The sequence below is a fragment of the Lysinibacillus phoenicis genome, assembly GCF_047238325.1.
Classification (GTDB): domain Bacteria; phylum Bacillota; class Bacilli; order Bacillales_A; family Planococcaceae; genus Lysinibacillus; species Lysinibacillus irui.
On sequence record NZ_JBDFMP010000002.1, the window covers coordinates 1,773,790 to 1,797,878 of the forward strand.

Consider the following 24,089-nt stretch of genomic DNA (forward strand, 5'->3'; position numbering starts at 1 on the left):
CGAACCTCCTAGTTAGTCTTCAGCAATCCAACTACGCAGTAATTTCGCAAAATCATCTGGCTTTTCTTTAGCCATTTTTTCAAGCTGCTTACGACGCATTGTAGCTTCCGTTTCAATTTCTTCATTAATATCATCAATCATTAATTCTTCTTGTTCTTCTAGGATACTTAGCTCTTCTTCTTCCTTCGCACGTTTACGTGAACGGATAATAAAGAACGCAAGTAGTAAAATAACGGCTAATAAGATACCGCCAATAACCCAAACCCACCATGGAATAACAGGCTTTTCGTCAGCAATCTCTGTTGCCTTACCGTATAGTGGTTGTACAGATACGGCTACTTTTTCATCAATTTGCTCTTGTGTAAGTTCTGCTGCAACGTCTTTGGAGATCGTTGTACGAACAATCGTACTTAAAATTTTCTCAATATCTTCACGGACACCATCTGGTAACGATGCTGCGTCAGCCGCTGTCGGTGGTTCAACAATGACTTGAATCCCAATATCTTGAATTTTATAAGGAGCTTCTTGGATGTCTTTACGGATACGGTTTACATCATTATTAATCGTCTCTTCTGTACGTTCATAATCCCCGTTCCCCATAGCACCTTCGTTATAAGTAGTAAAGTTATCAGTAGTTGTTTCAGCTTCAGGTGTTCCAGCTGCTGCTGCTCCAGTACCAGAATATTGCTCTGTAATTCGTTGAGCACTAATCGCAATACCTTCCATATTTTCCTCATCAACAGGTGTCACAAGATTTTCTTCTCGATTTTCTTTTTTGAAATCAATATCTGTTGTGACAGAAACCATCACTTTATCTTGTCCCATTAATGTGCCAAGCATATTTTGTACTTGACGCTGTAGATCACGTTCAACTAATTTCTTCATTTGTAATTGACCTTCAGCAGTTGTTGTAGAAGTTCCATCTGCTGTGGAGGCATTCAAATCAAAGTACTCTGAGAATTGGTTAGAGATCACAATATTATCAGTTTTTAAATTTGGAATACTTTTGGACACCAAATTGTACATAGTAGTAATTTGCTGCTCTGTGAATTTATAGCCGGGGTCTGTATTTAATACAATAGATGCTGTTGCCTCTTCTTGAACATCCGTAACGAATACCCCTTCTTCTGGGACAGTAATCATTACTTTTGCATCTTTAACACCTTCTAAATTTTTAAAAAGCTTTGCAATTTCTGTTTCAGTAGCTGCTTTTTTAAGTAGGTTAAATTCATTATCTGTCATACCAAATCCTGAACTATTAGCAAATGAGTAATCAATTGTACCTGTCTGTGGATACCCCTCTGAAGCTAATTGAACTAATAAGGCGTCAACTTGCTCTTCTGGCACCAAAATAGATGTTCCACCTGGAGCAATTTGATAGGTTACACCTTGAGAATCTAACGCTTCTTTTACTTGTCCAATCTCCCTTGTCGATAAATCTTTATAAAGTGGAACATATGTAGTTTTTGAAGCAAAAAATGTCACAATGGCAGCTAGTGCGATTACTCCTACTAGGGATCCAATCATAACTATTTTTTGCTTTTTACTTCGACTTGTCCAAAATTGACTAGTGTCGTTCTTTATTTTCGTCAATCGTTCATTCATTATGAATCCTCCGGTTATAGTGAATAACCTAGCCATCAATAATTTGCGAACATAATGAGCCCACTATATAGTGGTTATTAATCTATTTTGAAAAGGAGTCTCCTTATCTAATAATAAAATTAAACACTCATGCGCATTATTTCTTGGTAAGCTTCAATCACCTTATTGCGAACTTCAATTGTTGCGTTTAATGTAATGCTTGCCTTTTGTGATGCAATCATCACTTCGTGCAACTCTACGTCTTCACCTTTAATCAGTTTTTGAGTATATGTATCAGAAGTTATTTGCTGATCATTCACTTTAGAAATCGCTTCTTTTAACGAGTTCGCGAAGCTTTGTTGGGCTTCATAAGGTGTTGTATTAAGTTTATTTGTTTCATTTACAACCTGAGTAGGTGTCATTAGCGAAACGGACGAAATAGCCATTATGTATCTTCCTTTCTACTTAGTTTATTTACCAATCTCTAAAGCCTTAGTAAGCATTGATTTATTTGCATTAAACACAGTTATATTCGCTTCATAGGAGCGCGTAGCTGACATTAGGTCAACCATTTCTTTTAATGGATCAACGTTCGGCATATTGACATAACCATCTGCATTTGCATCTGGATGAGTTGGGTCATAAACAAGTTTAAAAGGTGTTTCTTGATCTTCAGAAATACGAGTAACTTTGACACCATTACCAACACCACTTTTGGCGTTTTTACCAAGTGCAACATTCAAAAATTTTGAAAATTGTCCTTCTTGTGCACTGAACGTAACAGACTTACGTCGATATGGTTCCCATTCCCCATTCACTTGACGAGCGCGAGTTGTATCCATATTAGCCATATTAGAAGAAATGACATCCATGCGTAATCGTTGCGCTGTTAAAGCAGAGGCAGTGGTATTCATCCCGTGAAATATAGACATCTATTACTTACCTCCTTTAATTACAGTATTTAATGTATTTAATTTTCCATTTACACGATCAATTAAAGCATTGTAATAAATTTGATTCTCAGCTAATTTCGCCTGCTCAGCATCCATGTCTACAGCATTTCCGTTATTCCTATATCGCAGATTCTCAACATTATTGACACCAGGTGTAGATTGTCGAATCGTGAAATCATAATGTCTACTATCAGTACGATAAGCAGAGATAGCTATACTTTTTTGTTCTTCCAACATACCCTTAAAACTAACATTTTTCGCCTTATAATTAGGCGTATCGACATTCGCAATATTATTTGCGATTGTTTTATGATTCAAAGTTGCATAGGAAAGTCCTTTTTCCAGGCTACTAATAGTTCCTCCAAATAAATTCAAAACTGTTCACCTCATTTTATTCCAATTTATGTACTTGTTAATTTATCCAATAATACAATTGTAATTAAGATGATACCTAGTGTCTATTGTCTTTTGTCACTTTTTGATAGTCTATATGCCCTATTTTTTATCCCACTAAACCGTGACAAAACTTCCGGAGCCCTTTCGTCTCTAGGCTTCACGGAAGGATAGTATACATCTAGTTATTTTACACTATTTCGACAGTGTTTACGCTTTTAGTATTAAATACGCCTTTTTTTGAGCTTTATCGCCTTTTAATTAACTTATAATTAAAGGTCCCTTTTTACTAGTTCATTCATTACGAAAGTATTTTACAAATGAACATTTCACAATTTGTTCACTATATTCTAAAGTAACATACTAGAAAATTATATGTGCTAATGGTAGTGACAAATTGTTGAACAATATTAGGAAGAAAGAAACAAAAAGTATCATGTTTCAATATTTTTGTATAATTTCTAAAAGAGCATATAGTGCAAATACAAAAAATGAAGATACTTTTGCATAAAAAAAGCGCCTAGATTTACTCTAGAGCTTCGAACAGTAGACAGTCTCAAGAAGTTTGAAAGTTTTCAGTTTGATAAACCCAATGGCCAGACACTTTCAATCGGCTTGAACGAATTTTTGTGCTAGATGAAAAGCATGGACAAGATAAATATCTATAAGATGGTTAAGATAGTGAGCTTATTTTTCTAAAATTTAAAGAAGCTAATCATCCGGTCGTGGCTGGTCCTTTAATAAACCACTAATGCTACAAGGTATTATATGATAAAAGGAATCGAAAATGAAGTCCCGATTCCTTTTACCAACAGTTCGAAAGCGCCTAGAGTTACTCTAGACGCTTTCATCTGTATTATTATTTCATTTTAATTTCTGCTAAAGCATTTAAGAATTTATCATTTAGTACTTTAATATAAGTACCTTTCATACCTAAAGAACGAGATTCAATTACACCAGCAGATTCAAGTTTACGTAATGCATTTACAATTACTGATCGTGTAATACCCACTCGGTCAGCAATTTTTGAAGCAACTAATAAACCTTCATTGCCATCAAGTTCTTCAAAAATATGTTCAATCGCTTCTAACTCACTGTATGAAAGGGAATTGATAGCCATTTGTACGACAGCTTTGCTACGAGCCTCTTCTTCAATTTCTTCAGATTTCTCACGTAAAATTTCCATACCAACTACTGTTGCACCGTACTCCGCTAAAATTAAATCATCATCTTCAAATTGAGAAGATAAACGAGCAAGAATCAGTGTTCCTAAACGCTCTCCACCACCAACGATTGGTACGATAGTTGTTAAAGCATTTTGGAATAAATCTTTATTTTCTACAGGAAAAGCAGTATGTTCGTTATTGATATCTAAATTCGATGATGTTTCAGAAATCGTAAATAAGCTATGAGTGTATTCTTCTGGGAATTGTCGCTCTTCGAACATTTTCTTCATACGTTCGTTTTCAATTTGTTGGTGAATTGAAATACCTAATAATTTACCTTTACGGCTTAAAATATAGACATTACTATCAATAATATCTCCTAAAGTATCAGCCATTTCTTTAAAGTTTACCGGCTTACCAGCAGAAGCTTGAAGCATCGAGTTAATTTTACGTGTTTTTTCTAATAAATTCATTATATGTTCCTCCTATAAATAATCCGAAGAGTATTTACTAAATATTCTAAAGGTTTTTAATACTGAATGATACTAATTCACTTTACCCTACAGTATAAATTGTGATAAATCTTTGTTTTTTACTATACCCGCAAGTTTTTGATCAACATACGCAGCATTGATTGGGATACTTGCTGGTGCAATTTCAGATGCTTCAAACGATAGCTCTTCAAGTAAACGTTCTAAAATCGTGTGTAAACGACGGGCTCCGATATTATCTGTTTCCTGATTAACCTCTGTTGCTATTTCAGCAATTCGCTCAATAGCATCTGTTGTGAAATGAATTTCCACGCCTTCTGTTTCTAATAATGCTTTGTATTGCAAAATAAGCGATTGATCTGGCTCTTGCAAAATTCTTACAAAGTCTTGTTTTGTTAATTTTTCTAGCTCTACACGAATTGGGAAACGGCCTTGTAATTCAGGAATTAAATCCGATGGCTTCGACATATGGAATGCACCTGCTGCTACAAACAGCATATAATCGGTTTTCACTGCTCCATATTTCGTAGTGACAGTAGATCCTTCTACAATTGGTAGAATATCTCGTTGAACACCTTCACGTGAGACATTTGCTGAAGTGTTTCCTTCTTTACTAGCAATTTTATCGATTTCATCAATAAAAATGATACCCGATTGTTCTGCTCTAGTAATAGCTTCTTGTGCCACTTCGTCAGCATCTATCAGTTTATTGGCTTCTTCTATAGTTAAAATACGGCGTGCATCTTTCACTTGCACACGGCGTTTTTTCTGTTTTTTCGGCATTAAACTAGATAACATATCCTGCATGCCGCTATTCGCAGACATATCCATTCCAGTTCCTTGAAGCGCATCAAAAATTGATGGATTTTGTTCTGTAACTTCTACAGTAACCCATTCATTTTCTAATTTACCATTGCGTAAATCAATGGCAATTTGCGCGCGCTTAGAGCGTACCTCAGCTTCATCATTTGATGAATCGTCAGTTGATGATTGTTCTTTCCCACCGAATAACATTTCAAATGGATTTTGCATCGCCTGTTTTTTCCTTAAAGAAGGCACTAAAAGTTTGACGATTGCTTCATTTGCTAATTCCTCAGCTTGTTCCTTAACAGACTCCATCATTTCTTCCTTAACTAAACGATGTGAGGCTTCTACTAAGTCACGAACCATTGATTCAACATCTCGACCTACATAGCCTACCTCTGTAAACTTTGTCGCTTCAACTTTTACAAAAGGAGCATTTGTAAGCTTCGCAATTCTTCTGGCAATTTCCGTTTTTCCGACACCAGTTGGACCAATCATTAAAATATTTTTCGGAATAACTTCAGCCTTCATATCATCATTTAACAACGAACGACGATAGCGATTGCGCAACGCAATGGCTACTGCTCGCTTAGCTTCATTCTGCCCAACAATATAGCGATCTAAATGCTCAGTAATTTGTCTTGGCGTTAAATTTTTTTGCGTCATTAGTTCAGCGCCTCCACGATAATATTATGATTCGTAAATACACATATTTCAGCAGCTGTTTCTAATGCCGCTTCTGCAATTTCACGAGCAGTCATCGTTTCACCTGCATATTTTTTCAAAGCTCTGCCCGCAGATAATGCATAGTTTCCACCAGAGCCAATTGCCAAAATACCATCATCTGGTTCAATTACTTCTCCTGTACCTGAAACAAGTAGTAATGTCGTTTTATCCATTACTAATAACATTGCTTCCAGCTGACGAAGCATTTTATCACCACGCCACTGCTTTGCCACTTCTACTGCAGCACGTTGTAAATTACCGTTATATTCATTTAGTTTGCCTTCAAACATTTCAAACAGTGTAAAAGCATCAGCAACGGAACCTGCAAAACCCGCAAGGACCTGCCCATTAAACAGACGTCTGACCTTCCTTGCTGTACCCTTCATCACAACTGCATTTCCCAATGTTACTTGGCCATCACCAGCCATGGCACATCCTCCGTTATGATGAACCGCAAATATCGTTGTCGCATGAATTTGTCCCATATGCCTTCCTCCTTAGCTCTATTATGCCCTTGGATGAGCATTCATATATGTTTGACGAAGATGCTCTTTTGTTACATGTGTGTAAACTTGTGTAGAAGATAAATGAGAGTGACCTAATAACTCCTGCACCGTTCGCAAATCAGCGCCATTATTCAATAAATGAGTGGCAAAAGTATGGCGAAGCATGTGTGGGTAAATTTTCGTATGGAGTGAGGCCTTGTCAATCATTTCGTTTAAAATATGACGTACCCCTCGAGGCGTAAGTTCCCCACCGCGCATATTGACAAACAACTGCTGATGACTGGTCTTTTTCATCAATCGAGGACGAGCTTGCTCTATGTAGTCCTGCATTGCTAAACTCGCAAATTGACCAAATGGAATAATTCGTTCTTTTCGACCTTTACCCATTACTCGTATGATTGAATAATGAAAATCAACATCCTCTACTTGAATAGAAGTCAGTTCACTTACACGTATACCTGTAGCATATAACAGCTCTAATATAGCTATATTTCTCAATGATTTCAAATCATCACCAGTATTCGCATCAAATAGCTGCTTCAATTCTTCTTCGTAGAAAAAATTTGGTAAACGAGATTCTTTTTTTGGGTGATAGAGCGAACGGAATGCTCCGTCATCTAATCCGTATTGTCTATTTAGAAAGCGAAAAAAGGAACGGATCGAGGAAATCTTTCTAGAAATAGAAGCCCTTGCCCTTTTTTCTTCATACAACTTTGTTACATAAAGACGTGCATGTATATATTCAACACTCGCTAAATCATCGATTCCCTCCGTTTGCAAAAAGGTTAAAAAATCTAGCAGGTCTGATTCATATTCTCGCACTGTATGAACAGAGAAGTTCTTTTCAACTTGGATGTAAAGCATGAACTGTTCGAGTGCATCTTGGGACGAAACTAACATGGAAAGATTCACCACCAATAATTTATTAATAATTTTCTCAAATGACTGACACTTGTAATATAACGGATATATATATCTTTGTCATCTCTTACAAGTTTGCATCGTTTTGCTCATCATTAATAAACATACATATTGACACTAAACCTATCTTCGTAATATAGCAAGTGTAAATAGTTATATTTTGAGAAAATGTCCATACAAAATAATAAAATACGTCTAATTAAGCATTTTGTCTACAAAAAGAAAAAGCCTCTAAGAGTATATCAACTTTTAGAGGCTTTTGGCAATCAAATTGTTTGTGAATTCACAAAATTTCGAATTGTGCTTAAAGCACGTGTTGCATGCATTTCAGCACGTTCCGGTTTAGAACGGCGTCCTGGTGGTAACTCAGGGAATATACCGAAGTTAACATTCATCGGCTGGAAGTTTTTCGATTGAGCTTCTGTTATATAACGGGCCATACTTCCTAATGCCGTTTCAAATGGGAAAATAATCGGGTCTTGCCCTAATGCTAAACGAGCAGCATTAATTCCTGCAATTAACCCACTTCCTGCTGATTCAACATATCCTTCTACGCCTGTCATCTGGCCTGCAAAGAAAATGTTTTTGCGTTCACGAAGTTGATATGTCTTTTCTAAAACTTTTGGAGAGTTGATGAATGTATTACGGTGCATAACACCATAGCGTACAATTTCCACATTCTCTAATCCAGGGATTAGCTGTAGTACTTCCTTTTGCGGCCCCCATTTAAGATGCGTTTGGAAACCAACAATGTTATAAAGGGTGCCAGCTGCATCATCTTGACGAAGTTGCACAACAGCATAAGGACGTTTCCCTGTTTTTGGATCTTCAAGACCTACTGGTTTCATAGGACCAAATAACATCGTTTTCTCGCCGCGCGCAGCCATAACTTCGATCGGCATACATCCCTCAAAATATATTTCTTTTTCAAATTCTTTCAATGGAACAACTTCTGCTTCTATTAATGCTTGACGGAAACGATCAAATTCTTCTTTTGTCATAGGACAGTTTAAATATGCTGCTTCACCTTTATCATAACGAGACTTCAAATAAACTTTATCCATGTCTATACTATCTTTTTCAATAATGGGTGCTGCTGCATCGTAAAAGTATAAATAATCTAAGCCAGTTAAGCCTTGAATTTTCTCAGCTAAAGCTTTTGAAGTCAATGGACCTGTTGCAATAACTGTAATACCTTCAGGAATTTCAGTAACTTCTTCATGAATAACCTCCACTAGTGGATGGTTTTTTACAGCCTCAGTTACATATCCCGCAAATTCATGACGATCTACTGCTAATGCTCCGCCAGCAGGTACTGAGCACTGATCTGCAGCTTTTAAGATAACAGAATCTAACAAACGCATTTCTTCTTTAATAACGCCCACGGCATTTGTTAAACCATTTGCCCGCAATGAGTTAGAACAAACAAGTTCTGCAAACTTATCCGTATGGTGCGCTGGCGTTTGCTTTACTGGACGCATCTCATAAAGTTTAACTTTTACACCACGCTTAGCAATTTGCCAAGCTGCTTCACTACCTGCAAGTCCCGCTCCAATTACATTTACTACTTGTTCAGCCATGTTTCTTACCATCTTCCTATCTATCATTGAGTTGGTGTCTCTTCATAGTCACACTTTGTACATTGAATTTGGACACCTTTTTTTATCTTTTTCTCTACTAATAATGCACTACATTTCGGGCATGGTCTACTAATTGGCTTGTCCCATGATACAAATTCACATTCAGGGTATTGGTTACAACCATAGAACAGTCGTTTTGTTTTACTTTTTCGCTCTACAATTTCGCCCGTTTCACAGGAAGGACATTTCACACCAATAGGTTTCATAATAGCTTTTGTATTTCTACAGTCCGGGAAGTTCGAGCAAGCCATAAATTTGCCATATCGTCCAAGCTTATAAACCATCGGGGATCCACAAAGCTCGCAATCCTCTCCAGCAGGTTCATCTTTAATCACTACTTTTTCCATAGCCTCATCTGCATGTTTTACATGAACTTCAAAGTCTTTATAAAACTCTTCCACAACATTTTTCCATTGACGATTACCTTCTTCAATATCATCTAGATCTTGTTCCATTTGTGCTGTGAATTCGATGTTTATGATATCCGGGAAAAATTCTAGTACGAGTTGGTGTACAATTTCACCTAGCTCTGTTGGCATAAAGCGTTTAGCATCTAATACAACATAGCCACGGCGCTGAATTGTATCGAGGGTCGGTGCATATGTGGATGGGCGCCCAATACCTAGTTCTTCCATTGTTTTAACAAGTCGCGCCTCTGAATAACGTGGTGGTGGCTGTGTAAAATGTTGCTTAGGCTCGATTTCAAGCGATTTTACTTGATCACCAATTTCCATTTCAGGCAAAAGTTTTGTCGTCTCTTCTGTCTGATCATCAGTACCTTCGATATACAGTTTCATAAAGCCAGCAAATTTGACTTGTGAGCCATTCGCTCGGAATAAAACATCACCGTTTTGAAGATCAACTGCTACCGTATCTAATATTGCTGGAGCCATTTGGCTGGCGATAAAGCGCTCCCAAATTAAGCGATATAAACGTAACTGATCACGGCTAAGAACAGTCTTCAATTCATCTGGTGTACGCATTGTGCTTGTTGGGCGTATTGCTTCATGAGCATCCTGCGCATTCGAAGCCTTCTTCGTTTGCTTTATCTCAGTAGCAATATATTCTTTACCATACTTTCCTTCAATATAAGTAACCGCTTCCGCTTTAGCCGTATCTGAAATACGTGTTGAATCGGTACGCATATATGTGATTAACCCGACTGTTCCTTCTTTTTTCCCAATATCAATACCTTCATATAACTGTTGAGCTAGCATCATGGTTTTCTTAGCTCGGAAATTCAACTTTCGTGCTGCCTCTTGTTGTAAAGAAGATGTTGTAAAGGCTGGCGCAGCATTACGTTTGCGTTCCTTTTTCGTTACATTGACAACATTAAAGTTTGTTCCTTTTACATCTTTTAATATTGCCTTTACTTGTTCTTCATTTGTTAATTTAATTTTGTCTTTACCATTTCCATAGTAAAGAGCATCAAAGGTTTTTTTACCTTTTTCAAATGTTCCTTCAATTGTCCAATATTCTTCTGGTTGGAAGTTTTTAATTTCATTTTCACGATCAATAATCATGCGTAGAGCTACCGATTGTACACGACCTGCTGATAGACCCTTTTTCACCTTTTTCCACAGAATCGGGCTAATGTTATAGCCTACGAGTCTATCCAATATACGTCTTGTTTGTTGTGCATCTACTAAATCCATGTTAATTGGACGTGGATTTTTAAAGGACTCTATAATTGCATCCTTGGTGATTTCATTAAATACAACACGACAATCTGAGTGAATATCAATGTTTAACGCAGTCGCAAGGTGCCAAGCAATTGCTTCTCCCTCGCGGTCTGGATCGGCCGCTAGATAAACTTTCTTCACTTTTTTTGCCGCAGATTTTAATTCCTGTAATACAGGTCCTTTACCACGTATCGTAATATATTTAGGTTCAAAGTTATTCTCAGCACTAACACCCATTTGGCTACGTGGAAGATCCCTAACATGTCCAACCGATGCTTTTACTTTATATTTCTTACCTAAATATCGTTCAATTGTTTTTGCTTTTGCCGGTGATTCTACAATCACTAAATAATCCGCCATCTATGTCTCCCCCTTAGCGAGGTCTATTACTAAATTTTTTAAGTTACCTGTTGCAAAATGTATAACAGATTTTAAGATAATGCAACTTTTTTTCAATTTTTGTTAGAAAAGAGGTCCAATGTTTCAATAATTTGATGACCATTTATTACTGGAATGGCCCCTTCTAAAAGTAATTGATTTGTTCCCCTAGACTGCATTGCATCGATAGGTCCTGGCACAACAAATACATCTTTCCCTTGCTCCAATGCAAGCTCAGTTGTAATAAGCGTGCCACTTTTCAACGCAGCTTCTGTGACAACTAAGGCCTGAGATAATCCACTAATAATTCGATTACGCATTGGAAAATGCCATTTTTCAGGCTTCATGTAAGGGGGGTATTCTGTCACTAGTAGTTGGTGTTCTGCCAATTGTTTAGCAAGAACGCGATTTTCTGCTGGATAGAGATAATTAAAACCATGTCCAAGCACCGCAATTGTGTGGCCTCCCACATCAATTGTCGCCCTATGTGCTATCGTATCAGCACCTCTAGCAAGCCCACTGACGACCGTATACCCACGTTGAACAAGAGGTGGGACTATGACATCTATCGCCCTCTTTGAATACGCTGTAGCCTTCCTAGAACCTATAATAGCTATCTGTTTATTATTTGATAACAGGGAATACTGACCTTTCACATACAATACAGTAGGTGGGTTGGATATTTCAAATAATTGCGCTGGGAAGTAAGGATGATAAAACGGTATGGGGACTATATTTGCTTGTGCATAAACCTCTTCAAATGAAGTTGTCATAATTTGTCGAAAACTGTGCGAGAGTTGATATGCTTTATGTGCCGATATTTGTAAAACCTTTGCTATTTCATCATATTGAATATTTTCAAACTCGTTTAAAATATTCACTGGGGTCAATAAACGCTGAAGTTTCTGAAGTGGTAATGGGTAAACATAATGTAAAGCTAGTAATCTCTGGGTATCCATTGCAAGGATCATTTAACAAACCTCCTTTTATAATAGAAGAAATTAAATGACCGCAAGATAATTTCAACACAACTTTTTCATCATTATTTATGACATCTGCCACAGAATTGTCGTTTTCTTCACCGCAAGTAGGAAAAGAGAAGATGGTATACAGTGTATAAATAATGAAAAAGATGTAGCCGCAATGTGCTACATCTTCCATTTTAATGGGTTTTACACTTTTCGTATAGCCCTTTTTCTTTAATTACTTTAATCAACGTTTCACCAATAACAGACGGTGTTTCCGCTACTTCAATACCAGCAGCGTTCATCGCTTTAATTTTTTCTGCTGCTGTTCCTTTACCACCAGAAATGATAGCACCAGCGTGACCCATACGTTTGCCTGGAGGTGCAGTTTGTCCACCGATAAAGCCTACGACAGGTTTCGTCATATTTGCCTTAATCCATGCAGCTGCCTCTTCCTCAGCTGTACCACCGATTTCTCCAATCATAACTACTGCGTATGTTTCTGGATCATTATTAAATGCTTCTAGAACATCAATGAAGTTTGTACCGTTAACAGGGTCTCCACCGATACCTACAGCAGTTGTTTGACCAATGCCAGCTTGTGTTAGTTGGTGCACCGCTTCATATGTTAAAGTACCAGAACGAGAAACAACTCCTACATGGCCTTTTGTATGAATGTAACCAGGCATGATCCCAATCTTACATTCGTCAGCAGTAATTACACCCGGACAGTTTGGACCTACTAAGCGAGTCTTTTTACCTTCCATATAACGTTTAACTTTAACCATATCAAGGACAGGAATATGCTCTGTGATACAGATTGTTAATTCTAATTCAGCATCAACAGCTTCTAAAATTGCATCTGCCGCAAATGGTGCAGGTACATAGATAACTGAAGTTGTAGCTCCTGTTGCAGCTACAGCTTCTGCTACTGTATTGAAAACAGGAACTCCCTCGATTTCAAGTCCACCTTTACCTGGTGTTACACCTGCTACGATTTTAGTACCATACTCTAGCATTTGCTTCGTATGGAAAAGAGCTGTTTCGCCCGTAATCCCTTGTACAATTACCTTCGTATCTTTGTTAATAAATACAGCCATTGTTCTCCCTGCCTTCCTTAGCCTACTAGTCCCACAATTTTTTGTGCACCGTCAGCCATTGAATCCGCTGCAACGATGTTTAAACCAGATGCATTTAAAATTTCTTTTCCAAGTTCTACATTTGTACCTTCTAAACGTACAACTAACGGCACAGCTAAACCAATTTCTTTAGCAGCTGTCACAACACCTTCAGCAATAATGTTACACTTCATAATTCCGCCAAAAATGTTTACGAAAATGCCTTTTACGTTTGGATCAGAAAGGATAATTTTGAAAGCCTCTGTTACTTTTTCAGCTGTTGCACCGCCCCCTACATCTAGGAAGTTAGCAGGGCTTCCGCCATAATAACTAATTGTATCCATAGTGGCCATTGCAAGACCGGCACCATTAACCATACAACCAATGTTACCATCTAATGAAATATAGCTTAAATCATATTTGGATGCTTCGATTTCTTTTGCATCTTCTTCGTCAAAATCGCGTAATTCGACAATATCTTTATGTCGATATAGTGCATTCGCATCAAAATTGAACTTAGCATCTAATGCCACAACTTCACCTTGTCCAGTTACAACAAGTGGGTTAATTTCTACAATCGAAGCATCTTTGTCGATAAATGCTTGATATAAACCTAACATTAATTTAACAGCTTTCCCTACTAGGTTTGCTGGAATATTCATATTAAACGCCATACGACGTGCTTGGAAGCTTGTTAAGCCCACAACAGGATCTACTACTTCTTTGAAGATTTTTTCTGGATTTGTTTCTGCAACCTCTTCAATATCCATACCGCCTTCTTCAGATCCCATCATCGTAACACGAGATGTTGCACGATCTAATACTAGACTTAAATAATATTCTTTTTGGATATCAGAACCCTCTTCAATATACAAGCGTTTTACTTCTTTACCTTCTGGACCTGTTTGATGAGTCACTAAAATTTTCCCTAATAATTCTTTTGCGTACGTACGTACCTCGTCTAGGTTTTTAGCGATTTTTACACCACCTGCTTTACCGCGTCCACCTGCATGAATTTGCGCCTTGACTACTGTTACATTTGAGCCAAGTTCCTTCGCTACTTTCACTGCTTCATCAGGGGAAAAAGCAACTTTTCCGTTCGGTACAGCTACACCATATTTTCTCAGAATCTCTTTCCCTTGATATTCATGGATATTCATAATACATCCTCCCATCAAACATTTGCGTAGAATTGTTTTACTAACATAGACTATTCTAACGAAAGATTCTGATAAAGTCTACACTTTGTCTTTAGTTCGAATTTTCTCTCTTATTATGCCGTTTTTTTCTATTTTGTGTACTAAAACAGCTTGCAAGAATAGTCAGAATACTTCATTTTTTCTATATTTTCGCGCATGTTGCTGATCTAAACGATATATAAATGCAAAAACCTCAGCTACGGCCTGATATAATTCTTCTGGAATGGACTCATTTAAATCTAGTTGACCAAGCAATTGCACGAGGTTAGGATCCTCATAAATTGGCACATTGTGCTCAGTGGCACGAGCTAAAATATTTTCAGCAATTTTCCCTTTTCCCTTTGCTACAACAGTTGGACTATCAAATTGTCCAAGTTTATAAGTAAGCGCAATTGCCTCTTTTCGTGTAAATTTTTCTTCGCTCATACGCGGATATCCACCCCACTATGCTCCTCTTGCTGTTCTACTACAGGACTTACTTTTGCCGTTTGCCCCTTGTCAAATTGTTTAATAAAGACTCCTGAAAGTTGATAATTTTTTTCTGCCAAGCCTATTTTCAAGGCTGTCTTTAGTGGCTCCGCAAGTGGCTGAATATCTGAATGCTCATTAAAGACTGTTACTGTGACCACTCTATTTTGAACCTGCATATCAATCACCGTTTCTTGCATTGATGCCATCTGTAAATAAAATAATACACGTGCATAGTTGGCATCGATTTTGCCATCATCCTTCATACGACCATTCCATTGTAATGTTGCATCCATCTTTTTGCCGAAAAACTCAAGCGGGACTTGCATAATAAGCTGATGTTGATGACCATTCTCTCCTGAAGATAGCTGCATGCCATTCATACGTGTCATGAGCATTTCTGCCGCTTCCTTCATTTGAGGTGTCGTATTAGTTTCCTGCAATAATGTATGGAGCTGTGGCTTTAGCTGATGAGCAATCATTTGCAGATCCGCTGATTTATTGCCTAAGGTAGCCTCATAGCTAATCCCTAAATTTTTTAACACTGTTTTTAGGGCATGCTCCATCGCTTTGCTATCCATCGAATTTTGTACTAGTGCATCTGCTTGGGTTAAAGTTTGCTGAATAAATGGTTGTGTAGAATCAATGCTATTTTTCACAAGGTTGCGCATTAGAACTTCATTCTGGAAAGGAGAATTTGATTCTTGCCTAAAAAGAGAGAGCAGATGATCCTTCACAGAAAGTGCATGGGCATCCTGTGTAAATAGACGATCAGCTGTATTTTGGGCAAACGCTTTTAATAGTTGATCCTGCATTTGTTTAGCAAAAACATCTAGCGTTTGTTTGGTTACCGGTATCTGATTAAAACGGTCCATTAGCTGATTGATTTGCTGTTTTTGCTCATTCGTTAATAATTGTTGATTTCCTAGCCATGTTTTAAGCTGTTCCACAAGTTGACTGGCATTTTCAGGCTTTGTAGCAACGATGGTTTGAATAACTTGTCCAGCTTGCTGCATTGGTTGAAAAGCTTTTGCTTCTTTAATGTTTGACCAGTTTTGTAATGTAGCCTGCTGTGGAAGAATGCCTGATTCCTTGAGAATCGATAATGCTTGCATTTTTTCACTCATCATTGCAGCACTATTTGTTAAACTCTGAAGAACTCTAGCAAGGATGACACCACCCGTTTCTACTTCAAAAGGCTTGGCAATCACTTGTACTTGTTGCATTAGATTTTGCCTCAATTGGGCAGATAAAGTTACATCCTTTGCTAAAAGCTGAGCAAAGTTATCCATGAGCGTGGTCATACCAGACGTTTTTTGACCATTCATGAGTGCATGAAACACATCATTTGTCATCGGCATTTTAAGCTCTATCATTTTTTGGATGGTTTGCAGTGCATCCACTTTCGACATCCCTTCTGGCAATGCCTTTAACCATATTTCTGCTTGGAGCAGTTGATCTTTCGAAATAGGTAGTTGCGCCTTCATAAAATGTCCCAACAATTGCTGCATCTCTGTAGATTTAGGTAAATTCATAGATTCTAAAAGCTGATTAATTTGTTGATTGGGCGTAGATGCTTGCATCATCGGTCCAGTCACCACTTTTAATTCCGTTTGTGGATTTGTTCCTGTTACCTGAAAGAAATGGGCATCTCCGGCTTTTAAAGGTACTTCAAGTTTAGCTATGAACTTTTGATTGCCTACTTGTATTTCTGCCATCTGGTCTGGATATAATTGCTTAATTGTGCCATGGAATACTTGTCCTTGCTTTAAGGCAAGGGGTTGATTTGTTGATGTGATAGCATTTTGTTGCGGTTGAATCGGATTAAATGATGTGGCTGTCATATACAAACTCCTTTCATCAATTACTCCTTCGTGTAATTGTGTTTCCTTTTTGAACGTTATTGAAACATGGATTTAATCGGTTCGAATGATTTACGATGATGAATAGTTGGTCCGTATTCCTCTAATGCTTTTAAATGCTGCTTTGTACCATAGCCGGCATGTTGTCCAAAGCCATACATCGGAAAGTCCTTATCTAATTGTTCCATATAATCATCTCGGGCTGTTTTAGCTAAAATAGAGGCTGCCGCTATTGCTAAGCTTTTAGCATCACCTTTAATAATCGAATCCTGTGGGATTGAAATAGGCAATGTCATAGCATCTACAAGAACAACATCCGGCTTTTTCGTTAGTGATTCTACACTTGCTTTCATAGATTGTTTGGTTGCCTCAAAAATATTTAACGCATCGATTTGCTGGGCCGATTGAAAATGGATAAAATAACTAATGGCATGCTCTTTAATTAAAGTGGCAAAGGCGTTTCTTTTTTCCTTTGATAATTGTTTCGAATCATTCAATCCAACAAGCGCCTCGCAATTAGTCGGTAATATCACAGCTGCAGTCACGACTGGCCCCGCTAACGGTCCACGTCCCGCCTCATCTACACCAGCAATCAATGTATCTATGCCCCCGTAGCTTAAATCGAATGCGACTTTTGCTTGATGTGCTTTTTGTAATTGACGTTTTTTATCTTGTCTTTTTTGCCATGTAAGCCAAGCCTTCTGTACGCCAGCTCTTTCATCCGCCTCTATTTCTATCATCCAATCTTGCCATTCCTCCGCATCTTTCAATGCAGTTGTAATTTCTTTAATGGTTTTCATTTTGTACTCCTTCTTGCTACTACTCATTAAAACTATAACATGTTTATGTAGTCTCTTTAACTTGAAAACTATTTACCTCTCTATAGTCATTATCGGTAAGAAAAGTCATTCCTAAAAGAAAAACTGCCACAAGAACATGTGACAGTTTCAAAACTTATAATTGCTCAGCTTCTTTTTCTAGCTGTTCTTCAACAAAATCAAAGGTAAGTTTACCTAATTGTAATCCGCGTATATCTCGAACAATTAGTTGAGCTACTTGATCATAGTCAATTTCTCCACCAGGACCGAATACACGACGTAGTTTCCCAATATGGTCGAATGTATCCACTAACTCTTCATGAATAAATTCGATACCATATCGCTCTTCCATACGCTTTGGATAATGAACAGATAAGAATCGCAAACCATAGACAGCTAAGTCTTCCATATTTGTAATGGTATCCTTAATGGCACCTGTTAAAGCTAATTTAAAGCCTACTTCTTGATCCTCAAACTTCGGCCATAAAATACCTGGCGTATCCAAAAGCTCCAGTTCTTTACCGACTTTAATCCACTGCTGTGCTTTAGTCACACCTGGTGTATTGCCCGTTTTAGCGATATTTTTTTTCGCTAAGCGATTGATGAGCGTTGATTTTCCAACGTTCGGAATTCCAACAATCATGGCACGAATAGCTCTAGGTTTCATTCCTTTTGCTTTCATACGGTCAAATTTTTCTTTTAAAATTTCTTGTGCGGCTTTTGTTACTTGCTGTAAGCCTTTGCCCTCAAGTGAATTAATGGCTACTGCTCTATGACCACGTTGAGCAAAATATTCTACCCATTTACGTGTTTCTTGCTCATCTGCCATATCCGCTTTATTTAAAATTAACAGACGAGGTTTTTGATTAATTACTTCGTCGATCATCGGATTACGCGAGGATAGGGGTAAACGAGCATCTATTAATTCAAATATAATATCAACAAGCTTTAATTTTTCAGTTACTTCACGTCGGGCTTTTGCCATATGCCCAGGAAACCATTGTATTGTCACACCTATACCTCCTAAACTAAAAGAAAAAGGGAGTGATTCAGCGCTCCCTTTCTTGCATTACTTTACAATTTTTATGTCACTAAACGGCCAGAAAATCAAACTGGTGTTACCGATAATTTCCTTTTGTTCAACTAGCCCGATATGTCGGCTATCTTTACTATTTCGACGATTGTCCCCCATGACAAAAACATATCCTTCAGGAATGGTGTCCAAAGAAACATCGATGTCTTTTAGGGTAAAGTCTTCTGTTAAGGTTCCTCCGGTGATTTGCGCTTTATAAGCATCTAAATAGGGCTCATCTATTGGCTCACCATTGATATACAATTGATCGTCCTTATACTCCAGTGTATCCCCCGGCAATCCAATTACACGCTTAATATAATTTTTTTGTTCAGGTGCATGAAATACAACGATATCAAAACGTTTCGGTTCACCTATTTTATAACCAATTTTATTCACAATCATTCGATCGCCATCTTCAAGGGTTGGCATCATGGACTCTCCATCAACTGCTATGGGTGTAAATAAAAAATATCGAATAATTGCAGCAATCGCAAATGCAATTAATAGTGCTTTTGTCCATTCCCATAATTCATTCTTTTCTTTCACCTGTTTTTCCATCGAGAATTGCCCCCTTGTCTATCACCATTTTAGATGATAGTGAATTAAGATGACAAGCAAAAAGAAAAGGGGCTTGAACTCAAGCCCCTCACTTTTAAGTCATAATTATCGAATTTCTTTAATACGAGCAGCTTTACCACGTAGGTTACGTAGGTAGTAAAGTTTAGCACGACGTACTTTACCACGACGTACAACTTCTAGGTTAGCGATTTTTGGTGTGTGTACAGGGAATGTACGTTCAACACCTACACCGTAAGAAATTTTACGAACTGTGAAAGTTTCGCTAATACCGCCACCACGACGTTTAATTACTACACCTTCGAAGATTTGGATACGTTCACGAGTACCCTCTACTACTTTCACGTGTACCTTAACAGTATCACCAGGACGGAAAGCTGGTAGATCAGTGCGAAGCTGAGCTTTTGTAATTTCTGCAATAATGTTTGACATTGTTTTTCTCTCCTTAGACAGATGCTCTTGCACGCAATCTATGCCACAGCGGAACACCGTAATTCAGTACTTCACATAGAAGTACAGAATAGATGTTATCATAAATAAAGCACGTAATCAAGCATCTTGATGATTGTTTTTTAGTTTTTCTAGATACAATTTTTGCTTGTCTGTTAATGGATAATGCTCGAGTAAGTCTGGTCGACGCTCAAAAGTTCTTTTCAGCGATTGTTCCTCTCGCCATTGCTCGATTTTAGCATGATTTCCCGAAAGTAAAACATCAGGTACCTTCATTCCACGAAACTCCGCAGGTCGTGTATAATGGGGATGCTCCAATAAACCTGTTGAAAAAGAATCTTGAATATGTGAATCCTCTTGCCCTAATACACCAGGTAACAGTCTAACTACACTATCAATAACGGTCATAGCTCCTAACTCGCCACCTGTTAACACAAAATCACCAATGGAGATTTCATCTGTCACAAGATGCTGACGTATACGTTCATCATAGCCCTCATAATGCCCGCATAAGAAAACTAATTCCGTTTCCTGTGCTAGCTCCTCTGCCTTTTTCTGAGTAAATCTTTCACCCTGTGGACACATTAAAATGATACGTGGCTGTTTTCCTGCAGTTATTGCCTCTACTGCACTAAACATAGGTTCAGGCTTTAATACCATGCCTGCTCCACCACCATATGGATAGTCATCAACTTGATTGTGCTTATTCCCCGAAAATGTACGAATATCCGTTACCTCTAGTTTTACAGCGCCTTTTTCTTGTGCTTTCTTTAATATCGACGCTCCAAAAACGCCAGAAAACATATCTGGGAATAGGCTTAGTACATGAATATTCATCATAATAGACCTTCCATTACATGAATTACTATTTTCTTTTCTTCAACATCTATATCTTTTACGATATCTTCTATATATGGGATATAATGCTCTTTTTTCGAACCTTTGACTACCCACACATCATTTGCCCCTGTTTGCAGGATATCTGCCACAATACCAATTGTTTGGCCGTCTTCAGAAATAACAGTACAACCTATTATTTCATGGAAAAAGAATTCATTTTCTTCAAGTAGATCATCAGTCATTTGATCTTTTGTCACTTTTAGCATGCCTTCTTTAAATGGCTCGACTAAATTAATATTGTTCATACCTTCAAAGGTTAATAAAATAAAGTTTTTATGACGACGTACAGATTCAATAGTCACCCATGTTGGCTTTTTATCGTCTTTTTTAAAGGCAGCAAGCTTATTCCCTACTGCAAAACGTTCTTCTTCAAAGTCTGTTGTCGATAGCACACGTATTTCACCACGAATACCATGTGTATTGACTATACGACCTACATTAAACCATTCCATTCAACTTTCACCTCGTAAAAAACATACTTGTCTTCACAAAGCATCTTGCGTAGCATTTTCACTTCTATCACTGTTAGCAGAATTGCTTTGGAAGAACGTAGTTTTAGCTAAGACTAATTTGTCTTGTATTATCAATATAAGCAATTACCATTAGCTATAATCTTTAATTATGCTTTATTTTGTGCTTGTCCTTAGAGCTACAGGTTGTTAGCTTTCACTAATCAAACATTTACAGCAGCTCATCTACCACCTAACTTTGGTTTCAGTATACAGTTGGCATTACAGCTTGTTCATGCGGAATAAAGCGATTCTATTGCGAAAAAAGATAAAAAAAGGAAGGAACCTACAAGCTCCCTCCTTCTTCGTCCAGATTTTACGCTTCATGCTAAAAGGCCACTTCGAACTCCTAAGCGACATGTAACCACATCTATCAGGACCCAAAAGTACTTAGTGCAAGAGCGTAAACATCTTTTCTATTAATCCAATATATCGACGTAGGTCTTCTTTTGATGGTGACTACCTGCCGCTGAATAAACAATTGTACGAATCGCTTTCGCTACTCGCCCTTGCTTGCCTATGACTTTCCCTCAATCCTCTGGATGAACAAAAAGTTTATAAACAATTCGATTTGCATTTTCATCCGTCTCAATACGAACTTCTTCTGGATAATCGACTAACGGTAAAACGATTGCTTCAATCAGCTGCTTCAAAGACGTCGCCCCCGATTATTTACTGAATTTTTGGTTATGGAATTTTTCCATGATTCCTTGTTCTGAGAACAGGTTACGTACTGTATCTGATGGTTTTGCACCGTCAGCTAACCATTTAAGAGCTTTCTCTTCATCAATGTTTACAGTAGCTGGTTGAGTTAGTGGGTTGTAAGTACCAACTGTTTCAATTGAACGACCGTCACGTGGTGAACGAGCGTCTGCAACTACGATACGATAGAAAGGAGATTTTTTAGCTCCCATACGTTTTAAGCGAATTTTAACTGCCATTTTAATAGCACCTCCGAATAAGTTTCACACAAGATAGTATATTATCAATGTTTAGGTTGTTTGTAAAGTGTTTTTTCTTAACACCTAAAAATTATTATTTAAACAATGAATCAAAGCCTGGTAATTTCATTTTTTTCTTCCCTTTACCACTTGCCATTCCAGTCATTTGCTTCATCATTTTTTTCATTTCATCAAATTGCTTGATCAGACGATTAACCTCTTGAATAGACGTCCCTGAGCCTTTAGCAATACGTTTTTTACGGCTACCATTAATAATCTCGGGGTTGGTCTTTTCAGCAGGCGTCATGGAATAAATAATAGCCTCCACCCGTCCCATTTGCTTATCATCGACTTTTACATTGTCTAAGCCTTTAATTTTATTTGCACCAGGAAGCATTTTTAATATTTCATCAAGAGGTCCCATTTTCTTGACTTGCTGTAATTGTTCAACAAAATCATCAAATGTAAAGGTTTGAGACTTGAACTTTTCTTCAAGTTCTTTTGCCTTTGCCTCATCAACCGTTGCTTGGGCTTTCTCGATTAATGACAGCACATCACCCATACCTAAAATACGTGATGCCATACGTTCTGGGTGGAATGGCTCCAGCGCATCCATCTTTTCGCCCATCCCAACAAATTTAATTGGCTTTTGAGTCACAGAACGGATAGATAGTGCCGCACCACCACGTGTATCACCATCAAGCTTTGTTAAAACTACCCCAGTAATGCCGATTGCTTCATTAAAGCTTTCTGCTACATTGACTGCATCCTGACCTGTCATGGCATCAACAACAAGAAATACTTCATCTGGCTCTTTTAACGCACGAATATCCTTTAATTCCTGCATTAAGTCCTCATCTATATGCAAACGACCTGCCGTATCGATGATCACGACATCATGATGCTCTTCTTTCGCCTTTTCAATAGCCTGACGTGCAATTTCTACTGGAGAAATGTCAGTACCTAATGCAAAAACAGGTATCGATAACTGTTTACCTAATGTCTCTAATTGTTGAACGGCTGCCGGACGATAAACGTCAGCGGCAACTAGCAATGGCTTACGATTATATTTTTTACGTAATACATTTGCCAATTTACCTGTAGTTGTCGTTTTCCCTGCACCTTGTAGACCGACCATCATAATGACAGTTGGTGGCTTTGTATTAAACTTAATGGGGCTTTGTTCGCCACCCATTAATTCTGTTAATTCATCTTGTACAATTTTAATAACTTGCTGACCTGGTGTTAAGCTTTGCATAACATCAACACCAACAGCACGTTCACTTACCTTTTTTACGAATTCTTTGACTACTTTTAAGTTAACATCCGCCTCAATTAAAGCAAATCGGACTTCTCGCATCATTTCTTTGACATCTTGCTCTGATACTTTCCCTTTGCCTTTAATCTTTTGGATCGTTCCTTGGAGTCGTTCCGCTAATCCTTCAAAAGCCATTGCTTTCGCCTCCTAATCCCATTCTTTCAGCTGTTCTATAAGCGCTAACTGTTCTTCAACTGTCATGGTTTTTTCTGTTATTCCTGCTGTTAATTGCGACAGCATTTGGGTACGTTGTTGAAATTTTTCAAGTAAACATAATTTTTCTTCATATTCCTCAAGCATCGCTTCTGTTCGACGAATATTATCGTAAACAGCTTGGCGTGAAACACCATACGATTCAGCGATTTCTCCTAAAGAGTTATCATCCAAATAGTATAGTTCCATATAACTTCTTTGCTTATCTGTTAATAATGCTTGATAAAAGTCGAAGAGAAAGTTCATGCGTGTTGTTTTTTCAAGTAGCATCGAATGTTTCTCCTCCCGCTATTAGTCATTTGTATCATAACGAAAAGCGCCCGTCTGTGTCAAGGTAATCTCCTTGTCTAAAAGCCTAAATTGCCGCGTTCAGGCTTCTTCGCCTTTAGCTAGTATTTCTCTTTTAAACAAGTTAACTTACCTATACACAGTC

At 37.8% G+C, this 24,089-nt stretch carries 24 protein-coding genes and 1 pseudogene; all 25 read right to left on the bottom strand.

The genetic code is table 11. From position 1 onward, the window contains the following. Positions 1–12: 12 nt before the first annotated feature. Complete coding sequence (gene fliF, locus ABC382_RS10555; protein ID WP_322611411.1) at positions 13–1,605, bottom strand: flagellar basal-body MS-ring/collar protein FliF; 1,593 nt, start codon at positions 1,603–1,605, stop codon at positions 13–15. A 119-nt stretch (positions 1,606–1,724) separates the two neighbouring features. Continuing rightward, positions 1,725–2,030, bottom strand: coding sequence for a flagellar hook-basal body complex protein FliE (gene fliE, locus ABC382_RS10560; RefSeq protein ID WP_274795959.1), 306 nt, complete (start codon positions 2,028–2,030; stop codon positions 1,725–1,727). Between the two features lie 24 nt (positions 2,031–2,054). Beyond that, a complete protein-coding gene (gene flgC, locus ABC382_RS10565; protein ID WP_274795958.1) occupies positions 2,055–2,516 on the bottom strand; it encodes a flagellar basal body rod protein FlgC in 462 nt (153 codons plus the stop codon). 3 nt (positions 2,517–2,519) lie between these two features. Further along, positions 2,520–2,912, bottom strand: coding sequence for a flagellar basal body rod protein FlgB (gene flgB, locus ABC382_RS10570; protein WP_274795957.1), 393 nt, complete (start codon positions 2,910–2,912; stop codon positions 2,520–2,522). A gap of 877 nt (positions 2,913–3,789) precedes the next feature. Then, entirely contained in the window at positions 3,790–4,569 is a 780-nt protein-coding gene (gene codY, locus ABC382_RS10575; protein ID WP_004229266.1) for a GTP-sensing pleiotropic transcriptional regulator CodY, read from the bottom strand. An 87-nt stretch (positions 4,570–4,656) separates the two neighbouring features. Continuing rightward, the gene (gene hslU / locus ABC382_RS10580; RefSeq protein WP_322605973.1) at positions 4,657–6,057 is read right to left on the bottom strand and encodes an ATP-dependent protease ATPase subunit HslU; all 1,401 of its coding nucleotides are present in this window, start codon (positions 6,055–6,057) and stop codon (positions 4,657–4,659) included. Continuing rightward, positions 6,057–6,602: an ATP-dependent protease subunit HslV gene (hslV, locus tag ABC382_RS10585; RefSeq protein WP_004229270.1), complete on the bottom strand. Its 546-nt coding sequence runs from the start codon at positions 6,600–6,602 to the stop codon at positions 6,057–6,059. Before hslV ends, hslU begins: the two co-directional genes overlap by 1 nt. A 21-nt stretch (positions 6,603–6,623) precedes the next feature. Then, positions 6,624–7,523 carry a tyrosine recombinase XerC gene (gene xerC, locus ABC382_RS10590; RefSeq protein ID WP_322605975.1) on the bottom strand — a complete coding sequence of 300 codons (900 nt, stop codon included), beginning with the start codon at positions 7,521–7,523 and terminating at the stop codon, positions 6,624–6,626. A gap of 287 nt (positions 7,524–7,810) precedes the next feature. Continuing rightward, positions 7,811–9,124: an FADH(2)-oxidizing methylenetetrahydrofolate--tRNA-(uracil(54)-C(5))-methyltransferase TrmFO gene (gene trmFO / locus ABC382_RS10595; RefSeq protein WP_312505168.1), complete on the bottom strand. Its 1,314-nt coding sequence runs from the start codon at positions 9,122–9,124 to the stop codon at positions 7,811–7,813. Positions 9,125–9,147: 23 nt separating this feature from the next. After that, positions 9,148–11,226 (bottom strand): type I DNA topoisomerase, encoded by a 2,079-nt coding sequence (topA, locus tag ABC382_RS10600; protein ID WP_274795953.1) that lies wholly within the window; start codon positions 11,224–11,226, stop codon positions 9,148–9,150. Positions 11,227–11,318: 92 nt separating this feature from the next. Continuing rightward, entirely contained in the window at positions 11,319–12,215 is an 897-nt protein-coding gene (gene dprA, locus ABC382_RS10605) for a DNA-processing protein DprA (RefSeq protein ID WP_322611410.1), read from the bottom strand. A 191-nt stretch (positions 12,216–12,406) separates the two neighbouring features. Then, positions 12,407–13,309 carry a succinate--CoA ligase subunit alpha gene (gene sucD, locus ABC382_RS10610; protein ID WP_274795951.1) on the bottom strand — a complete coding sequence of 301 codons (903 nt, stop codon included), beginning with the start codon at positions 13,307–13,309 and terminating at the stop codon, positions 12,407–12,409. 17 nt (positions 13,310–13,326) lie between these two features. Continuing rightward, positions 13,327–14,487: an ADP-forming succinate--CoA ligase subunit beta gene (gene sucC / locus ABC382_RS10615; RefSeq protein WP_274795950.1), complete on the bottom strand. Its 1,161-nt coding sequence runs from the start codon at positions 14,485–14,487 to the stop codon at positions 13,327–13,329. Positions 14,488–14,649: 162 nt separating this feature from the next. Further along, the gene (locus tag ABC382_RS10620; protein WP_274795949.1) at positions 14,650–14,952 is read right to left on the bottom strand and encodes an EscU/YscU/HrcU family type III secretion system export apparatus switch protein; all 303 of its coding nucleotides are present in this window, start codon (positions 14,950–14,952) and stop codon (positions 14,650–14,652) included. Continuing rightward, positions 14,949–16,838, bottom strand: a complete 1,890-nt coding sequence (locus ABC382_RS10625; protein ID WP_322611409.1) for a hypothetical protein — start codon at positions 16,836–16,838, stop codon at positions 14,949–14,951. The genes ABC382_RS10620 and ABC382_RS10625 overlap by 4 nt, the downstream gene beginning before the upstream one ends. A 56-nt stretch (positions 16,839–16,894) precedes the next feature. Next, positions 16,895–17,656 carry a ribonuclease HII gene (locus ABC382_RS10630; RefSeq protein WP_274795947.1) on the bottom strand — a complete coding sequence of 254 codons (762 nt, stop codon included), beginning with the start codon at positions 17,654–17,656 and terminating at the stop codon, positions 16,895–16,897. Between the two features lie 154 nt (positions 17,657–17,810). Continuing rightward, a complete protein-coding gene (gene ylqF / locus ABC382_RS10635) occupies positions 17,811–18,686 on the bottom strand; it encodes a ribosome biogenesis GTPase YlqF (RefSeq protein ID WP_274795946.1) in 876 nt (291 codons plus the stop codon). A gap of 57 nt (positions 18,687–18,743) precedes the next feature. After that, positions 18,744–19,307: a signal peptidase I gene (gene lepB, locus ABC382_RS10640; protein ID WP_274795945.1), complete on the bottom strand. Its 564-nt coding sequence runs from the start codon at positions 19,305–19,307 to the stop codon at positions 18,744–18,746. Positions 19,308–19,412: 105 nt separating this feature from the next. Beyond that, the gene (gene rplS / locus ABC382_RS10645) at positions 19,413–19,757 is read right to left on the bottom strand and encodes a 50S ribosomal protein L19 (RefSeq protein ID WP_274795944.1); all 345 of its coding nucleotides are present in this window, start codon (positions 19,755–19,757) and stop codon (positions 19,413–19,415) included. A 117-nt stretch (positions 19,758–19,874) separates the two neighbouring features. Then, the gene (trmD, locus tag ABC382_RS10650) at positions 19,875–20,612 is read right to left on the bottom strand and encodes a tRNA (guanosine(37)-N1)-methyltransferase TrmD (RefSeq protein ID WP_312505489.1); all 738 of its coding nucleotides are present in this window, start codon (positions 20,610–20,612) and stop codon (positions 19,875–19,877) included. Further along, positions 20,612–21,127: a ribosome maturation factor RimM gene (gene rimM, locus ABC382_RS10655; protein WP_274795943.1), complete on the bottom strand. Its 516-nt coding sequence runs from the start codon at positions 21,125–21,127 to the stop codon at positions 20,612–20,614. Before rimM ends, trmD begins: the two co-directional genes overlap by 1 nt. Positions 21,128–21,603: 476 nt before the next feature. After that, positions 21,604–21,837, bottom strand: a pseudogene (locus ABC382_RS10660) (KH domain-containing protein). Between the two features lie 15 nt (positions 21,838–21,852). After that, on the bottom strand, positions 21,853–22,125 hold the full coding sequence (rpsP, locus tag ABC382_RS10665; protein WP_024362057.1) for a 30S ribosomal protein S16: 273 nt from the start codon (positions 22,123–22,125) through the stop codon (positions 21,853–21,855). Between the two features lie 94 nt (positions 22,126–22,219). Continuing rightward, complete coding sequence (gene ffh, locus ABC382_RS10670) at positions 22,220–23,578, bottom strand: signal recognition particle protein (protein WP_274795942.1); 1,359 nt, start codon at positions 23,576–23,578, stop codon at positions 22,220–22,222. A gap of 12 nt (positions 23,579–23,590) precedes the next feature. Next, the gene (locus tag ABC382_RS10675) at positions 23,591–23,926 is read right to left on the bottom strand and encodes a putative DNA-binding protein (protein WP_274795941.1); all 336 of its coding nucleotides are present in this window, start codon (positions 23,924–23,926) and stop codon (positions 23,591–23,593) included. Between the last annotated feature and the right edge of the window lie 163 nt (positions 23,927–24,089).

Excerpts from the sequence above, each read along its gene's own strand:
- rpsP (WP_024362057.1), bottom strand. The coding sequence starts at position 22,125 with ATGGCAGTTAAAATTCGCTTAAAACGTATGGGAGCTAAAAAATCTCCT.
- lepB (WP_274795945.1), bottom strand. The coding sequence starts at position 19,307 with ATGGAAAAACAGGTGAAAGAAAAGAATGAATTATGGGAATGGACAAAA.
- ABC382_RS10675 (WP_274795941.1), bottom strand. The coding sequence starts at position 23,926 with ATGCTACTTGAAAAAACAACACGCATGAACTTTCTCTTCGACTTTTAT.
- sucD (WP_274795951.1), bottom strand. The coding sequence starts at position 13,309 with ATGGCTGTATTTATTAACAAAGATACGAAGGTAATTGTACAAGGGATT.
- ABC382_RS10630 (WP_274795947.1), bottom strand. The coding sequence starts at position 17,656 with ATGAAAACCATTAAAGAAATTACAACTGCATTGAAAGATGCGGAGGAA.
- ffh (WP_274795942.1), bottom strand. The coding sequence starts at position 23,578 with ATGGCTTTTGAAGGATTAGCGGAACGACTCCAAGGAACGATCCAAAAG.
- dprA (WP_322611410.1), bottom strand. The coding sequence starts at position 12,215 with ATGATCCTTGCAATGGATACCCAGAGATTACTAGCTTTACATTATGTT.
- ABC382_RS10625 (WP_322611409.1), bottom strand. The coding sequence starts at position 16,838 with ATGACAGCCACATCATTTAATCCGATTCAACCGCAACAAAATGCTATC.
- topA (WP_274795953.1), bottom strand. The coding sequence starts at position 11,226 with ATGGCGGATTATTTAGTGATTGTAGAATCACCGGCAAAAGCAAAAACA.
- flgC (WP_274795958.1), bottom strand. The coding sequence starts at position 2,516 with ATGTCTATATTTCACGGGATGAATACCACTGCCTCTGCTTTAACAGCG.
- fliE (WP_274795959.1), bottom strand. The coding sequence starts at position 2,030 with ATGGCTATTTCGTCCGTTTCGCTAATGACACCTACTCAGGTTGTAAAT.
- hslU (WP_322605973.1), bottom strand. The coding sequence starts at position 6,057 with ATGACGCAAAAAAATTTAACGCCAAGACAAATTACTGAGCATTTAGAT.
- hslV (WP_004229270.1), bottom strand. The coding sequence starts at position 6,602 with ATGGGACAAATTCATGCGACAACGATATTTGCGGTTCATCATAACGGA.
- rplS (WP_274795944.1), bottom strand. The coding sequence starts at position 19,757 with ATGTCAAACATTATTGCAGAAATTACAAAAGCTCAGCTTCGCACTGAT.
- xerC (WP_322605975.1), bottom strand. The coding sequence starts at position 7,523 with ATGTTAGTTTCGTCCCAAGATGCACTCGAACAGTTCATGCTTTACATC.
- sucC (WP_274795950.1), bottom strand. The coding sequence starts at position 14,487 with ATGAATATCCATGAATATCAAGGGAAAGAGATTCTGAGAAAATATGGT.
- trmD (WP_312505489.1), bottom strand. The coding sequence starts at position 20,612 with ATGAATATTCATGTACTAAGCCTATTCCCAGATATGTTTTCTGGCGTT.
- fliF (WP_322611411.1), bottom strand. The coding sequence starts at position 1,605 with ATGAATGAACGATTGACGAAAATAAAGAACGACACTAGTCAATTTTGG.
- trmFO (WP_312505168.1), bottom strand. The coding sequence starts at position 9,124 with ATGGCTGAACAAGTAGTAAATGTAATTGGAGCGGGACTTGCAGGTAGT.
- ABC382_RS10620 (WP_274795949.1), bottom strand. The coding sequence starts at position 14,952 with ATGAGCGAAGAAAAATTTACACGAAAAGAGGCAATTGCGCTTACTTAT.
- rimM (WP_274795943.1), bottom strand. The coding sequence starts at position 21,127 with ATGGAATGGTTTAATGTAGGTCGTATAGTCAATACACATGGTATTCGT.
- codY (WP_004229266.1), bottom strand. The coding sequence starts at position 4,569 with ATGAATTTATTAGAAAAAACACGTAAAATTAACTCGATGCTTCAAGCT.